The sequence below is a fragment of the Oceanospirillum sediminis genome (genome assembly GCF_014164585.1).
Classification (GTDB): Bacteria; Pseudomonadota; Gammaproteobacteria; order Pseudomonadales; family Halomonadaceae; genus Oceanospirillum; species Oceanospirillum sediminis.
In genome coordinates this window covers 1-458 of the sequence record NZ_JACJFM010000133.1, presented here as the reverse complement: position 1 = coordinate 458, position 458 = coordinate 1, and the positions used below count along the sequence as shown (strand labels likewise).

Sequence of the window (458 nt, the reverse complement as noted above, 5' to 3'; positions counted from 1 at the left end):
CACATTGAAGTCACTAAAATTTTGATTGAAAAAGTAGATGCCATCATTGATCGATTTGGAGATATTAAGGATAATGCTTCTGACACCTTATATGAATTGCGAAAGTCTATAAACAAAGTAAAAGGTAAAATAAATCAGAGTTTTGCATCTGCATTAAACACCTATCACAATCTCGAATATTTGGATGACATCCGAGAATCTGTAGTTGATAACCGACGTGTTTTAGCCGTAAAAGCCATGTACCGAAGAAAAGTGAAAGGTGCCATTATGGGTGGCAGCAAAACAGGAAGCATTGTTTATATTGAACCTGAAACTACACTACAATATACACGAGAGCTAAATAATTTAGAGTACGAAGAAAAGGAAGAGGTGATTCGTATTTTAAAAGAAGTAACTGATTTCATGCGTCCGTTCTTACCTCTTTTAAAAGATTACCAGTCTTTTTTGATTGATCTTGA

Annotated in this window: 1 protein-coding gene; it reads left to right on the top strand. The window is 34.3% G+C overall.

Annotation, left to right across the window (positions count from 1 at the left end):
- The coding region (locus H4O21_RS28135; RefSeq protein ID WP_220495857.1) for a hypothetical protein at positions 1 to 458 on the top strand (458 nt) is incomplete at both ends.